The organism is Achromobacter sp. GbtcB20, assembly GCF_019091095.1.
GTDB classification, from domain to species: Bacteria; Pseudomonadota; Gammaproteobacteria; order Burkholderiales; family Burkholderiaceae_B; genus Achromobacter; species Achromobacter mucicolens.
Map to the genome: position 1 here is coordinate 1 of NZ_JAGXJZ010000399.1, position 312 is coordinate 312.

Annotated in this window: 1 protein-coding gene and 1 pseudogene; both read right to left on the reverse strand. The window is 68.3% G+C overall.

Annotated features, from left to right (window positions below):
* A pseudogene (locus tag KVT32_RS29495) lies at positions 1 to 99 on the reverse strand (RidA family protein); the annotation flags it as partial.
* Between the two features lie 27 nt (positions 100 to 126).
* On the reverse strand, positions 127 to 312 hold a 186-nt coding region (locus KVT32_RS29500; protein ID WP_217619360.1), incomplete at its 5' end, for an alpha/beta fold hydrolase.

The following is a 312-nucleotide window of genomic DNA, read 5'->3' on the forward strand; positions in this document are numbered from 1 at the left end:
GGTCGTGTCTTCGGCGATCTGGCCGGCCAGGTAGACGGTGCCGTTGTGGATGGCGGCTTCGGAGGGAGGCTCGCCCACGTGGGGGCGGCTGATTTCCATGGTCTCTTTCTAAAAACAGCGGGCCGGTCAGCCCAGTAAAAATTCGCGTGCGATCGCGATCTGGTCGGGATGGACAAACGTGGGCGCATGGCCCACGCCCGGGATCTCGACCAGCGTCGGGTGCGGCCCGCGCCGCGTCATCTCCTGCGCGGTCTCGCGCGAGAGCAGGTCCGACAGCGCGCCGCGCACCAGCAGCGTCGGGCAGCCGATGGC